Below are 14042 nucleotides of genomic sequence, written 5' to 3'. Positions count from 1 at the left end.
GCCGGCAGGTCAGACCGTCTCCGCCCGCGCAGCGCCTGGGCGTTCGCGGCTTTGCACGCCAACAGGCCGCGGCCAGGGGGAACATGAGCGCGGCGCCCGGACGCGGTACCCGAACACCCCTCCTCCGCCCCTGTGTTGACCCCTCGCACAGTGTTTCGTGCGCGTCGCACAGCGGCATCACATTGGCGGCAGGTCACCATGGTGTGCGGGGCGATCCGCACGGTCTGCCTCCCCGCCCGCACCCCGGCGGGGTGCGCACAACTTGCACACCGTCACCACGCGTGCCCCACAAGTTCCTTGACCCGGCGCCATATGTTCTGCACCAGTACCGTCACGAAACCCGGACTGGGCAGGTATCCACTTGGCGCAACATCCGCATCATGGACGACGATAGATGCGGACTCCCGGGGGGAGCTCGATGCGACCGCGGACGGACCGCGCAGAGGAGAGGAGGCGTCCATGGGATCGGTGCGCAAGGCGAGTGCCTGGCTGGGCCTCGTCGACGACAGCGAAATGCGTTACTACGACGACGACTACGCCGAGGGGCCGGAGCCCGGCGACGCCGCCCGGGAGCCCTGGGTCACGGACCCGCGGATCCGGGTGACGGCGGAGGCCGCTCAGGATCAGGGCACCCGGATCGCGACGGTCACGCCCGACGGCTTCCGCGACGCCCGCGGCATCGGTGAGCTGTTCCGCGACGGCGTGCCCGTCATCATCAACCTCACCATGATGGAATCCGCGGACGCCAAGCGGGTCGTGGACTTCGCCGCCGGTCTCACCTTCGGCCTGCGCGGGTCCATCGAACGGGTAGCGACGCGGGTGTTCCTGCTGACACCCGACGACTACAAGATCGTCAGCAACGAGAACCGGCGCGCCTCGGAGGGCGGCTTCTTCAACCAGAGCTGATCCGGCCGCCAGAGCTGATCCGGGCCGGACGACGGTCGCCGCCCTCCCCCCGGAGTCCGGCGCCGGCCGGCATTACTGGCGCGCCGATCCGCCTTCTTGTGCGCGGTTCTTGTGCGGGCGGGCGCGCGCGGCGTCAGGGCCGGCTGATTCCGCTCGGCAGCAGATCGCTGCCGCCGCCGTGCCCCTTCTCGCGGCCTCCGTGGCCGTTTTCGCGGCCGCTACCGCTTCCGTTCGCGGTTCCGTTCGCGGTTCCGTTCGCGCTTCCCGCTCCGCTTCCGTTCGCGGTGCCCGCTCCGTGGCCGTTCCCGGATTCGCCGGAGGGGGCCGGGGCAGCCGCCGCGGGCCGCTCCTGGCTCCGGTCGGCCTGCCTCGGCAGCCGGTTGTGCGCGGGCACCTCGGTACGGGCCTCGCCGTGGCCGTCCTCGTGGACGCGCACCGGGGCTTCTTCCGGCCCTGCCGCCGCCTCCGGTACCGACGCCCCGGACGCCGCCGGCGCCGCGGGCTGCGCCTCCGCCTCGTCGGGCGCACCGCTCTCCATGGAGCGGGGCAGCCTGAACGCGGCCAGCGCCCCGAGCAGCAGCAGCCCGGCGCTGGCGATCAGAGTGACGTGCATGCCGTGGACGAAGGCCTCACGCGCCGCCGAACGCAGCGCGTCCCCGGCGGAGCCGCCGAGCCTCGCCGCGATCCCGTACGCCTCGCCGAGCGAGTGGCTCGCGTCGCCCTTCGCGACGTCGGACACCCCGGGCACATCGCGAACGCCGGGCGCGTACGCCGCGTTCATGACGCTGCCGAGCACGGCGATGCCCATTCCGGCGCCCAGTTGGTACGCCGTCTCGCCGATCGCCGCCGCACCGCCGGAGCGCGAGGGCGGCGCCTCGTTGAGCATGGACTCGTAACAGCCGAAGAGCGTGGTCTCCAGGCCGAAGCCCAGCAGCACGAACCCGCCGACGAGCAGTGCCGGCCGGTCGTCCTGGCCGAGGCCCGTAAGACAGAGCACGGCGGCGATGGTGAGCAGGAACCCGAGGCCGACCATGAGCCGCGGGCCCAGCATCCTCAGGAGCCGCGACCCCACGAGCCCCGCCGCGATGGCCGCGAGCGAGAGCGGCAGAAGCCGCAGACCGGTCTGGAGCGGCGAGAGGCCGAGCACGAGCTGGAGGTACTGCGCGGCGATCAGCGCGAGCCCCACGAGGGCGAGCACCGTGAGCACGATGCACCCCACGGCCGTACCGAAGGCCCGCCGCGCGACCGTACGCACGTCGATGAGCGGATAGGTGCGCCGCCGCTGCCTCCGTACGAACACCCCGAGCAGCACCAGGCCGGCCAGGAGCGGCACGGCCGTGCCGGGCGAGAAGGGATGGCCGCCGCCCGCGTGCTTCACGCCGAGGATGACGCCGAAGAGGCCGGCCGCCGCGACGACCGCGCCGAGGACGTCCCAGGGGCCCTCGCGGTCCCCGGTGGACTCGGGCAGCAGCCAGCGCCCGAAGAGCAGCCCGGCGGCCATCAGCGGAAGGTTCACGAGGAAGACGGAGCCCCACCAGAAGTGCTCCAGCAGCAGCCCGCCGACGAGCGGGCCGACCGCGGCGCCGACCGCGGCGACCGCGCTCCAGATCCCGATCGCGAGCGCCCGCTCGCGGCGGTCGGGAAAGACGTGGCGCAGGATCGACAGCGTCGCGGGCATGATCATCGCGCCGCCGACGCCCAGCAGGGCACGTGCCCCTATGAGCATCTCCGGTGTCTGCGAGTAGGCGGCGAGGGCCGAGGCCCCCGCGAAGAAGGCGTATCCGAAGAGCAGCACCCGGCGCCGCCCGACCCTGTCTCCGAGCGTGCCGAAGAGGATCAGCAACGACGCGCACACGAGCGGATAGGCGTCCACGATCCACAGAAGTTCGACGGAGCCGGGCCGCAGCTCCTCGGAGACGGCCGGCACCGCCACGTGCAGCACGGTGGCGTCGATGGCGACCAGCAGCAGACTGGCGCAGAGGACGACGAGGACGGTCCACCGGTTCGCGCTGGGCGCGGCACCGGAGACGGGGCGGGCAGCCCCGTGCGCGGGAACGTCCGCCGCCTCGCCGGCTCCGGCCGTGGTCGTCCCGGACATCTGCGCACCTCCTCTCGCGCTCGCTCCTTCAGTGGTGGGGGTCACTGGCCCCGCTGCGGTCGGTTGCCCCGTGAGCGGGGACGGAACACAGCACGGCCCGGACAGAAGAACGAGTGGCCGTCAGGGTACGCGAGTCTGCCAGGCGGCCGCGTGGCGCATCTCACCTACCGTCGCACCCGCCCCAGGGCCGCCCTCGCGCCCCGTACGCCCCGCTCCCGCCTCCCCCCTGCGTCAACTCATGGGCGCGGTACGGGAATCCGGTTGGAAACGAGGAGCCGAATTCTCCATCGACCGTTGGTTAACAGAAATTCCGGAGCGGGTTGGCCGTCAGCTTGCGCCAAGGCATCCGGAATGCGGGGTCTAAACCCCGGATAAGCTGCGGGAATTCACCCTCACAAAGGCCTCGGTGAGACGCACTCCACATCACATCGTCATCACGAACGAGCGTCGCGCGTACGGCCACCTCTCACACCCGTTGTAACGTCGACTGGGTGCGTACCGACCGACTACTCGCCCGGCTTGAACAAGAGCCCGAGCGACCGAGCAACCGCGATGTCCCGCGGATGAGCCGAACACGCAAGCTGTTGTTCGGTGCTACTTCGGTGCTCTATGCGGTGATTGTCATCGCCGTGCTGATCCGGGCAGATCTGGTACGGCTCGACTGGCAGGTCATGCTCTTCCGGCCATACAAGCAGTGGCCCCAAGTGCACGAGTTCCTCGACTACTTCGTCGTTCTGGGCCAGCGCGGTCCGACCGCCGTGCTCGTCGCGGCATGGCTGGGCTGGCGCTCCTGGCGGCAGCGGACACTGCGCCCGCTGCTCGCGCTCGGCTCGGCGCTGCTGGCGCTCAACGTGACTGTCGGCGCTGTGAAAATCGGCCTCGCCAGGCTCGGGCCGCACTACGCGACCACCGTCGGATCCACCGAACTCTTCGCCGGCGGCGACATATTTCCCTCGGGTCACACCGCCAACGCCGTTGTGACCTGGGGCATTCTGGCGTACCTCGCCACCACGCCGCGGGCCCGCAGGGTGCTGTCGGTGGTCGCCGCCTTCTTCGCCCTCGGCGTCGGCGCGACCACCGTCTACCTCGGTACGCACTGGGTGAGCGATGTGCTGCTCGGCTGGGCCGCGGGGCTGCTGATCCTGCTGGGTCTGCCGTGGGCCGAACCCGTCATCGCCTGGTCCGAGGACCGGATCCAGGCATGGAGGGACCGGGCGCGCAGCACGAGCCCCGGAGGCCGCCGCCTCATCCCCTCGCCGCTCTCCCCCGTCACCCGGCAATCGCTGGTGCCCTCGGGCAGGGGCCTGCCGGCCGAGGAGATGGCGGCACAGGACGAGGCACAGCACGGCGACGCCGCCGTCATCGGCGGCCGCGCCCCCGCCCCGTCCACCTCGGGGCCGGGCGTCGGGGCCGCACGCCTCTACCACCAGGGCGGACGTCAATACCCGCTGCGGGCGGAACGGGCACCGGTCAACCCGCAGCCTCCCGCCGGCCCCGTCGGGCCCCGCCGTCCCTACGCGGACCGCTCACAGCCGCGCACAGCCCATCTCGGGCCGCGCGGCAAGTAGCGCGTCTGCGCATGCGAGAGGCCCCGGTTCCCGCCTCGCGGGCGCCGGGGCCTCTCGCTGTGCGCGCGGATCGCGGTGCGCGCGAAGACTCGGGCAGAGCCGCGGGTCAGCCCTTCCAGCAGCGCACGACGTTCCCCGTGCTCTTCTCGACGGCGAAGTTCAGCCGCCCGCTCAGATACTCCATGGTGATGATCGCGTCCGGCGGCAGCGACCGCACGGTGGTCCAGCCCCGTGCGTACGCGCGCTCCTCGGCGGCCTCCGCGGAGAGCCCCACGTAGGTCTCGGGGTCGTCCTGCGGGTTGTCCTGGTCTGCGGATTCCGGTGCCATGCCGCCACCGTACCGCCGGAAGTCCGCGTCGCATCGTCAGCTCGTCACACTCTTGTCACAAGCGCCGCCGCACGCTCGACTGTTCACCGTGTCACTCGTACGGGGCTTCTCCTGCGGCCCTTTTTCACGCTTCACCACATGTGGAATCGGCCACCGGAATTCTGCCGTGGAGACTCCGTCAGAAATTGCCGAGTACCGGAGAAAATTCCGCCGGAAGACTGTGTTCCGGTAACGCCGCGGAGGCGCGCGCGACTTGTGCGTCGCAACCGCTTGCACAATTCCGGCGTAACGAGCCCTCCCGCACCGTCCTCATCCGGCTACTCTCCGCCGACTCTTGGTGAAGGAAGGAAGAGGAAGCGGGCGGGCGGGAAGGGGAAGCGGCGGGAAGAAGGGGAAGGAAGTCCTCAACTTCCGCCCAGGGCCCGGTCGAGCCTGTCCCGTACGGCCCTGACCTGTGTGAACAGCCCTTCCGGGGCGCGTACTTCGAAGTCGAATCCGAGCATCAGGATGTACGGAAGGATCACCTCGGCCGACGGCCCTCCGGTGCGCAGCAGGCAGCTGTGCTCGTCGACCGCCTCCAGCGTTCCCGTCGACAGCGTGACCACCTCGGCCGCCCGCTCGACCGGCACCCGCAGCAGCACCGTCACCTGCTCCGGGTAGGCCCTGACGGCGACGCCCTCGGAGACCCACGCCGCCAGGTCCTCGGCCGGACCGATGCGCGGCGCGAAGTGCGGGCCGTGCGGCGGTGTGAGCGTGATGCGGTCGACCCGGAAGGTGCGCCAGTCCTCGCGTTCCGTGTCCCAGCCGACGAGATACCAGCGCCTGTACGTGCTGACCAGCCGGTGCGGTTCGACGACGCGGCGGGCGGTCTCGCCGCCGTGTGTCTCGTACGAGAAGCGCAGCTGCTGGTGATCCCGGCAGGCGTGGGCGAGTTCCGTGATGAGCGAGGCCTCGACGGCGGGCCCGTGGTGTGCCCGCGTGATCGTGACGGTGTACGCGTTCAGCGCGTTCACGCGGCGGCGCAGCCGGTGCGGCAGCACCTGTTCGAGCTTGGCCAGCGCCCGTGCCGAGGACTCCTCGATGCCCTGCACACCGCCGCCCGCGGCGCCGCGCAGCCCGACGGCGACGGCCACCGCCTCCTCGTCGTCGAGCAGCAGCGGGGGCAGTTCGGCACCGGCGCCCAGCTGGTAGCCACCTGCCGTGCCCGTGCTCGAGTGCACGGGATAGCCGAGCCCGCGGAGCCGGTCGACGTCCCGGCGAACGGTGCGCGGGCTGACGCCGAGCCGCTCCGCGAGTTCGGCGCCCGACCACTCGCGCGGGGACTGGAGAAGCGAGAGCAGACGCAGGAGCCGTGCCGAAGTCTCGACCATGGCCATGAGTCTGTCACCTGTTGCGGACCCCTTCTGTCCGCAACAGGTGGCGGTTCAGGACCAGTTCCTCAGGTCGCACCGAGCAGTACGGGAACCATCGGGACCACACCTCCTGCCGCGACGGGTGCCCCTGTGAGTGCCTTTACACCGCATCGGCACAACTCACCCGCACCGAGAGGTCGTTGTCGAGTGTGTAGTACGGCCGGACGGAGCGCGCCGCACCGTCGGGGCCCGTCACGCGCTGCGGCGGATAGCTGAAGATCTGCTTCTTGTCCGGGACGTCGTCCAGTATCCGCGCGAGCCGGACCGGCTCCTCCCCCGCGCCCGGGCGCAGCCACAGGTCCCACGCCCGCGGCCCGGACGGCAGGGCGTCCAGGGGCAGTCGGGCCGTGAAGCCGGGTGCCGGTTCCGGGTCGCCGGTGCCTACGGTGGAGGTGAGGCTGCGGGACGGGCCGTCGTCGCTGCCGTACCTCGCCGTGACCCCACCGTCCGGGAGCACCGGCACCGTCACGGGCGCCTGCGCCATGTCGCGCGGATGCGCCTCCAGGCGTGCGGTGGCCGAGAGCCGCGCTCCGTAGAGCCTGCCGCTCAGCACGATGCCGCCGTCCGCGAAGCGCAGCGGCCCCGCCTCGGCGTGGGGCCAGCGCAGCCACGAACGGACCGTGAGATTGCCGTACTTGGTGGCGTACGGGATGCGCACCCCCAGCCATGTGCGCCCCGCTCGCGGCACGCGGTCGACGAGCGAGCGCAGATCGTGCACGCCGGGCAGCAGCCGCCGCGGCTCCTCGCCGTCAAGGGCGAGGTAGGCGTCCCAGCGTCCCTCGGGGAGGCTCATGATGCTGGGCAGCACGGCGCGCAGCATCACCTCGCCCTCCGCGGGCCCGAGCGGCAACCGCACGGTGTCCTCCGGCTCCTGGCCGCCCCGCAGACGCAGCAGCAGCGCCGGGTCGCACGGCCGCCCGGAGCCGACCACGACCTCGCTCGACCGCACGTCGAAGGTGAGCCCGCCGGCGCTGTCCGCGGTGCAGTCGGCACGCGGACGGGTCGCCGAGGGCGGGCCGGCATCCGGCGTTGCGGGACCGGGTGTCGAGGCGGTGGGCGCGGACGCCGCGGTGCGCACGGCCTCGCCCGCGCGGAGCCCGCTCTGGGCGGCCCGTGACTGCCGCGCCCGTCCTCCCTGCCGCGCGGACCGGTCTGCCCTGGCCGCCTTCTGCCCCTTCGGATTCCGCCGCGTTCCCGCCGTCCGCCGCGCGCGGCCTGCGCCCGGCGGGGCGGACGGTGCGGAATCCCCGGCCGGAGCCGCCGTCGCCGCGGGTACGGGTCCGGGTGCGGCCTCGTGTACGGCGGCGGGTACGGCCGCCGCTCCGCCCGTTCCCGGCGCACCGGTGACGTAGCCGGTCATGCCCGTCCTCCCTGCAATGCGAGTCTCGTGCCGACAAGGGCGTCCTTCGCCGCGTACGCGCCCGCGAGCAGCGATCCGCGCGTACGGTGCACGGCTGACCCGCGGCGGTTGACCAGAGCGGTCAGCAAGTCCTCGTAGCGCGCGCCCACTCGGGACGGGTCGAAACGCGCCGAGGAGGCCAGTGCGGCCCTTCCCATCCGCCGCCGCAGCGCGTCGTCGTTCATGAGCCGCAGCAGCGCACCGGAGACGGCCGGCACATCGCCCATGGGTGCCAGCAGCCCGTCGACGCCGTCGCGGATGATCTCGCCCGGCCCGTGCGGGCAGTCGGTGGCGACGACCGGGAGCCCGCAGCGCATCGCCTCGACGATGGTCATCCCGAACGACTCCAGGCTGGAGGTGACGGCACCGATGGCGCCCTTGGCCCACTCGGCCTCGATGGGATGGGCCGGGCCCATCAGGAACACGTGGTTGTACAGCCCGAGTTCGTCGATCAGGGAGCGCAGCCGCTCGCGTTCACGTCCGTTGCCGTAGATGCGCAGGCCCCAGTCGGGACGCTCGGCGACGGCCTCACCGAAGGCCCGTATCAGCACGTCGTAACGCTTCGCGGGGGCCAGCCGGCCCGCGGCGACGACCCACTTCCCGCTGCCGTCCGCGGCCCTGAGACCCGGCTCGGGCACGCTGTTGGGCAGCGCCTCGACGCGTACGCCGGGCAGGCGCAGAATCCTGCGGTAGTCGCGGGCGTCGGCCTCGGTGACGGTGGTGACCGCGTCGAGCCTCGGATAGGTGTCCCGGAGCATCAACTTGAGGCGAGCAGGGTGCGTGGCGAGCGTGAGGTGCTCCTGCCCGAGTCGTACGGGACCGCGCCGCGTCTGCCGGGCGATGTGCGCGTTGAGCCCGGGGCGCGTGCCGATGACGACGTCCGCCTCGGTGTTCCTCAGATACTCGCCGATGCGGCGGTCGGTCAGCGCGCTGTACTGCGGGTACCGCCCGTCGCCCATGGGGAACACCCGCGCCGGCAGGGCGTGTTCGGGATCGCCGCCCTCGTAGCCGGGGCTGTGCCGCCGCATGTCGACCAGCGACCGCAGCCGCACCCCGGTGCCGGGGTCGAAGAACGGCCTGTCCCGGTACCGGAAGACCGACACGACCTCCACGTCGTGCCGTTCGGCGAGCGTCCGCGCCAGATTGAACGTGGTGCGGATCGTTCCCCCCATGCCGTATGCGCTGTTGATCAGAAACGAGATGTGCATTCTGCCCCGACTCCCACGCATCCAGTGCGTTCGTTCCCCCAACTACCGGTCTGTCACTGGCTAGACGGGCTTGCGAAGGTGATGGTTGGGCACTATCGAGGTTTTGTTCCAGAAGAGTTCCGACATCGTGAAGAAGATCCTGGAACTTCACCGGGCACCCCACCGTTCGCGGCGCCCGCGACCTGCGGCGACTCGCGGCGATTCGGCTCCTGACGCGCCCGGTCGGACCGCCGCGGACCGGATCGGCTCGGGCGGTGCGATTCCGCATCCGCTCACGCGTGACCGGGACCACGGCTCCCCCGTTGTTCATACGGACAAGAACCGAACGCCCAGGGAGCCCCCGTGTCCCCCATGCTCGATGTCAGCGACGACGTACGCGCCGAGATCGGCGATGACGAAGCCAACCGGCTGCTCGCGGGCGACAACGCCCCGGGCAGCTACGACTGCACCTCGTGCCGCGCCCCGGGCGACACGGGCCAAGTCCCCACCAGCACAGTGCTGTTCGTGGGTGAGGAGACCGCGGTGCTGGCCTTCGCGCACGCCACGTGCATCCCGTCCCAGGTTGTCAGGGTCTCGGAGGAGGAGGTGCAGGGCGCGGTCCGTACGATCACCGCCGACGCCGCGCAGACCCCACCGCCGGCACCGGCTCCCGCCGTCCCCGCGCCCGCACCGGCGCCCGTGCCTCCGGCGGGCCAGGCCGTGGCACCCGCCGCCGTGCCGGACGCGACCGTCCCGCCCGCGGGAGGCGCTCCCGCTCCCGCTCCCGCCGGTCCCGGCGGTGCGATGGCCGGGGCCCCGGCTCAGGCCCCGGGGTACACGCCGTCATACGTCCATGAGCCCGCCCCGGCTCCCACCCGGGCCCCCGCCCCGCCGCCCGTTCACCCCGGCCCGGGGCCGCAGTCGGCACAACCGGCGCAGGAGCGCGCGGTTCTGGGCGTCACCTGCGGACAGGTCCTGATCAACGACACGGTGCACGCGGCCGTCGTCGTCGAACCGACCGCGCGCATCGCGCGCCCCGGCTCGGACGGCCAGGGCGACGACTTCCTGCCTCTCCTCATCGAGCAGGGCTTCAACCCCGTCACCGGGCTCACCCAGACTCCGGCACCCGTGCCGGGCTGGTCCGTGCTCGTGGCGATGGGGCAGCTGCACGCGATCCTCCAGCCGCCGACGGGCGGCAGCATCCAGCAGAACATCTGGTGGCAGGCGCACCAGGCGCTGCCGGTCACCGACGCCTGGCGCAACTCGGCGAACCAGAGCAACACGGTCCTCGTCTACGCCGCTCCCGTCGGCTCGATCGGTCAGCAGCCGCGCGAGGACCTGCTGCGCGAGGCCCTCGTTCAGGCCGCGGCGCAGGGTGTCCTGGTGGGGGCGGCGATGCCGCTCGCCGGTTCCTGACGTCGCGGCAGGGGCGGGCCGTCGGTCGGCCCCGAGGTCGGCACCGTGCCGTTTCGTACGTACGGTCCACGGCCCACCCCTGCGAACAGGTCATTCGTCGCGCCGCCCCGCATCCGCGGGGCGGCGCCGTCGTTGGCCCAGACGTGCAGCCTTACGAATCCTCCCGAGTCCCCCGTCCCTACCGCGACCAGGGCAGAGGTCCTGTCCTCGGCATCCCCGGCATGCGGCCCAGCCGCGACCTCGCCGTGAACAACGCCTCGTCCACGCCCATTTACGACGCGCTGTACGCGGAGTACAGCAGGCTCTTCCGTACGCTGCCGGGCGACCGCACCGGCGAGGAAGAGCTGCGCTTCGAGGGCTTCGGCACGGTGCACGGCACCGGTACCGGAAGCTGGGGCGACGACTGGCAGCGGGACGCGCTGCCGCGGCACACCGCGCACGTACCGGCGCTGCCGCCCGGCCCGCGCGACGGCCAGGCGTACTGACGACAGCCATACCGACCCCGGGGCGTACTCACTCCCCCGCGACGTGACGGACGTCCGTCGCCCGCCGACCGGCCGGGACCAGGCGAGGTCCCAGGCCGGTCCGGCCCCCGGGCCCCGCCCGGCTACTTCTTCTTGCCGCGCTTCTCCCGTACCCGCACGGACATGTGGATCGGCGTCCCCTCGAACCCGAACTCCTCGCGCAGGCGCCGCTCCACGAAGCGCCGGTAGCCGGCCTCCAGAAAGCCCGATGCGAAGAGCACGAAACGCGGCGGCCGCGTGCCCGCCTGCGTCCCGAAGAGGATGCGGGGCTGCTTGCCGCCGCGTACGGGGTGGGGATAAGAGGCGACGATCTCGCCGAGGAAGGAGTTCAGCTTCCCCGTCGGCACCCTCGTCTCCCAGCCTTCGAGGGCGGTCTCGATGGCGGGCACCAGCTTCTCCATGTGCCGTCCCGTGCGGGCGGAGATGTTCACGCGCGGCGCCCAGCGGACCTGGACCAGATCCCGCTCGATCTCCCGCTCCAGATAGAAGCGGCGCTCCTCGTCCAGGTTGTCCCACTTGTTGTACGCGATGACGAGGGCTCGTCCCGCCTCGACCGCCATGGTGATGATCCGCAGGTCCTGCACGCTGATCGGCTCGGTCACGTCGATCAGTACGACGGCGACCTCGGCCTTCTCCAGCGCGGCCGCGGTGCGCAGCGAGGCGTAGTAGTCGGCGCCCTCCTGGAGGTGCACACGGCGGCGGATGCCGGCCGTGTCGACGAACATCCAGTTCTTTCCGGCCAGTTCGATGAGTTCGTCCACCGGGTCGCGGGTGGTGCCGGCCGTCTCGTCGACGACGACGCGCTCCTGCTTGGCGACCTTGTTCAGCAGCGACGACTTGCCGACGTTCGGGCGGCCGATGAGCGCGACCCGCCGCGGGCCGCCCACTCCGGCCCCGCCGAAGGTCTGCGCGGGAGCCTCGGGCAGCGCCTCCAGCACGGCGTCGAGCAGGTCGCCGGTGCCGCGTCCGTGCAGCGCGGAGACGGGGTGCGGCTCGCCGAGTCCCAGGCCCCACAGATAGGCCGCGTCGGCCTCTCCGGTGGGGCCGTCGACCTTGTTGGCGCACAGCACCACGGGCTTCCTCGCCTTGCGCAGCATCCGTACGACGGCCTCGTCCGTGTCCGTCGGGCCGACCTGGGCGTCCACGACGAACACGACGGCGTCCGCGGCCTCGACGGCGAACTCCGCCTGGGCGGCGACGGTGGCCTCCATGCCGAGCACGTCCTGCTCCCAGCCGCCGGTGTCCACGGCCTTGAAGCGGCGCCCCGCCCACTCCGCCTCGTATGTCACGCGGTCGCGGGTCACGCCGGGACGGTCCTCGACGACGGCCTCCCGCCGGCCGAGGATCCGGTTCACCAGGGTCGACTTGCCGACGTTGGGACGGCCGACGACGGCGAGCACGGGCAGCGGGCCCTGCGCCGCCTCCTCGAGCGCGCCCTCGACCTCCTCGGCGTCGAATCCCTCTTCGGCGGCGAGCTCCATGAACCGGTCGAACTCGGCGTCGCCCAGCTCACCGTGGTCGTGCCCGGGCTCGTACACGCCGTGCTGTTCGTTCTCGTCCATGCGGTCTCGTCCTCGTCGTTCATGTTCAGGTGGTCAGCCGCGGAGCGGAGGGCTCCGCACCGCGGCTACTGCAAGTCTGCCGGGCGCCGGGCCGGGGCGGCCCGGGCGTTCAGTGCCCGCACGGGCGACTCCCGCCCGCCGGCGGTCAGCGCTCCGTGCGGCGCCGTGCGTCCGCCAGGTGGTCCGTGAGGCGGCTCTGGATGCGCAGGGTCGCCTCGTCCAGCGCGGCACGCGTACGCCGGCCGCTGCCGTCGCCCGCCTCGAACGGGTCGCCGAAGACGACGTCGATACGGCTGCCCAGCGCCGGAAGGGCCGTCACGAGCCGGCCCGGCCGGTCGTTGCTGCCGAGCACGGCGACCGGCACGACGGGCGCCCCCGAGCGTACGGCGAAGTAGGCCAGCCCCGAACGCAGCGAGGCGAAGTCGCCCTCGCCGCGCGTGCCTTCGGGGAAGATGCCCATCACGCCGCCGCGCTCCAGCACGCCCAGGGCGCCGAGTACGGCGGCCCGGTCGGTGCTTCCGCGGTCGACCGAGATCTGCCCGATCCCGCGGAGGAACGAGCCGAGCGGGCCCTTGAACATCTCCTGCTTGATGAGGAAGTGCACGGGACGCGGCGACGTCCCCATCAGCATCGGTCCGTCGATGAAGTGCGAATGGTTGACGGCGAGGATCGCGGGCCCGCTCGGCGGTACGCGCCAGGCGCCCAGCACGCGCGGACGCCACAGGCCGTACATCACGCCCAGTCCGATCCGGCGTCCGGCCGCTGCCCCTCGCGTACCGGGCGCGGAGCCGGTCGAGGTCACTTGGAGATCTGCCCCGCCTTCTCGTCGGCCGCCTCGGCGGCCTGCCCGGCGCGGCTGTCCGCGCCGTCGCCCTGAGTGCCGTTGCCCGGCGTGCCGTTGTCAGCCGTACCGTTCCCGCCGTTGCGGCCGTCCTTCGCGGCGGCGGCCTTCTCCACCAGCGTGACGACGCACTCGACGACCTGCTCCAGCGTGAGCTGGGTGGTGTCCACCTCGACCGCGTCGTCGGCCTTCTTCAGCGGGGAGGCCTTGCGCCCGCTGTCGGCCGCGTCCCGCTTGATCAGCGCCGCACGCGTGGCCGAGAGGTCCGTGGCGTCCTTGCCCGTCAGCTCTCCGCTGCGGCGGGACGCGCGGGCCTCGGGCGAGGCCGTGAGGAAGATCTTGACGTCGGCGTCGGGGAGGACCGTCGTGCCGATGTCCCGGCCCTCGACCACGATGCCGCTCGCCGCCTCGGCGGCGATGGAACGCTGCAACGCGGTGATGCGGGCCCGCACCTCGGGGACGGCGCTGACCGCGCTGACCGCCGAGGTGACCTCCTGGGTGCGGATGGGACCGGAAACGTCCGTCCCGTCGACGGCGATGGCCGGGTCGGCGGGGTCGGTGCCGGAGACGATGACGGGCGTGGCAGCGGACGCGGCCACCGCCTCGGCGTCGTCCACGGGAACGCCGTTGGTCAGCATCCACCAGGTGATCGCCCGGTACTGCGCGCCCGTGTCCAGGTAGCTGAGGCCGAGCGCCGCCGCGACCGCCTTGGACGTGCTGGACTTGCCCGTGCCGGAGGGGCCGTCGATGGCGACAATCACTGCTGACACGCTGTGGGGGACCTTTCTCGAACACGGGCAT

At 72.2% G+C, this 14042-nt stretch carries 12 protein-coding genes; 4 read left to right on the top strand and 8 right to left on the bottom strand.

The genetic code is table 11. The features are described from left to right. The first annotated feature begins 459 nt into the window (after positions 1-459). Positions 460-906 (top strand): cell division protein SepF, encoded by a 447-nt coding sequence (locus QQM67_RS08660; RefSeq protein WP_314173079.1) that lies wholly within the window; start codon positions 460-462, stop codon positions 904-906. Positions 907-1039: 133 nt separating this feature from the next. Here the strand turns inward: QQM67_RS08660 and QQM67_RS08655 are convergent, their stop codons facing one another. After that, on the bottom strand, positions 1040-3004 hold the full coding sequence (locus tag QQM67_RS08655) for an MFS transporter (protein ID WP_314173078.1): 1965 nt from the start codon (positions 3002-3004) through the stop codon (positions 1040-1042). A 563-nt stretch (positions 3005-3567) separates the two neighbouring features. Between QQM67_RS08655 and QQM67_RS08650 the strand changes: the two genes are divergently transcribed. Next, positions 3568-4572, top strand: coding sequence for a phosphatase PAP2 family protein (locus tag QQM67_RS08650; protein WP_399065878.1), 1005 nt, complete (start codon positions 3568-3570; stop codon positions 4570-4572). Between the two features lie 106 nt (positions 4573-4678). Here the strand turns inward: QQM67_RS08650 and QQM67_RS08645 are convergent, their stop codons facing one another. The 4 genes from QQM67_RS08645 to QQM67_RS08630 all read right to left on the bottom strand — a co-directional run bounded on the left by QQM67_RS08645 (position 4679) and on the right by QQM67_RS08630 (position 8919). Beyond that, positions 4679-4900: a hypothetical protein gene (locus tag QQM67_RS08645; RefSeq protein ID WP_314173076.1), complete on the bottom strand. Its 222-nt coding sequence runs from the start codon at positions 4898-4900 to the stop codon at positions 4679-4681. A gap of 404 nt (positions 4901-5304) precedes the next feature. Continuing rightward, positions 5305-6270, bottom strand: a complete 966-nt coding sequence (locus QQM67_RS08640; protein ID WP_314173075.1) for a helix-turn-helix transcriptional regulator — start codon at positions 6268-6270, stop codon at positions 5305-5307. Between the two features lie 142 nt (positions 6271-6412). Continuing rightward, positions 6413-7672 (bottom strand): hypothetical protein, encoded by a 1260-nt coding sequence (locus QQM67_RS08635; RefSeq protein WP_314173074.1) that lies wholly within the window; start codon positions 7670-7672, stop codon positions 6413-6415. Further along, complete coding sequence (locus QQM67_RS08630) at positions 7669-8919, bottom strand: glycosyltransferase family 4 protein (protein ID WP_314173073.1); 1251 nt, start codon at positions 8917-8919, stop codon at positions 7669-7671. The genes QQM67_RS08635 and QQM67_RS08630 overlap by 4 nt, the downstream gene beginning before the upstream one ends. 351 nt (positions 8920-9270) lie before the next feature. Here QQM67_RS08630 and QQM67_RS08625 point away from each other — a divergent pair, with 351 nt between their 5' ends. Both QQM67_RS08625 and QQM67_RS08620 read left to right on the top strand, forming a co-directional pair. Then, a complete protein-coding gene (locus QQM67_RS08625; RefSeq protein WP_314173737.1) occupies positions 9271-10314 on the top strand; it encodes a hypothetical protein in 1044 nt (347 codons plus the stop codon). Between the two features lie 221 nt (positions 10315-10535). Then, positions 10536-10799, top strand: coding sequence for a hypothetical protein (locus tag QQM67_RS08620; protein WP_314173072.1), 264 nt, complete (start codon positions 10536-10538; stop codon positions 10797-10799). 122 nt (positions 10800-10921) lie between these two features. On the opposite strand, the gene der is transcribed toward QQM67_RS08620, so the two are convergent. The 3 genes from der to cmk form a co-directional block, all read right to left on the bottom strand. Continuing rightward, complete coding sequence (gene der / locus QQM67_RS08615) at positions 10922-12400, bottom strand: ribosome biogenesis GTPase Der (protein WP_314173071.1); 1479 nt, start codon at positions 12398-12400, stop codon at positions 10922-10924. Positions 12401-12545: 145 nt separating this feature from the next. Beyond that, positions 12546-13133: a 1-acyl-sn-glycerol-3-phosphate acyltransferase gene (locus QQM67_RS08610; protein ID WP_399066335.1), complete on the bottom strand. Its 588-nt coding sequence runs from the start codon at positions 13131-13133 to the stop codon at positions 12546-12548. 65 nt (positions 13134-13198) lie between these two features. Continuing rightward, a complete protein-coding gene (gene cmk / locus QQM67_RS08605) occupies positions 13199-14011 on the bottom strand; it encodes a (d)CMP kinase (RefSeq protein ID WP_399065871.1) in 813 nt (270 codons plus the stop codon). Positions 14012-14042: the final 31 nt, after the last annotated feature.

This window comes from Streptomyces winkii, from assembly GCF_032248595.1.
Taxonomy (GTDB): domain Bacteria; phylum Actinomycetota; class Actinomycetes; order Streptomycetales; family Streptomycetaceae; genus Streptomyces; species Streptomyces winkii.
This window is presented reverse-complemented; position numbering and strand designations above follow the sequence as displayed.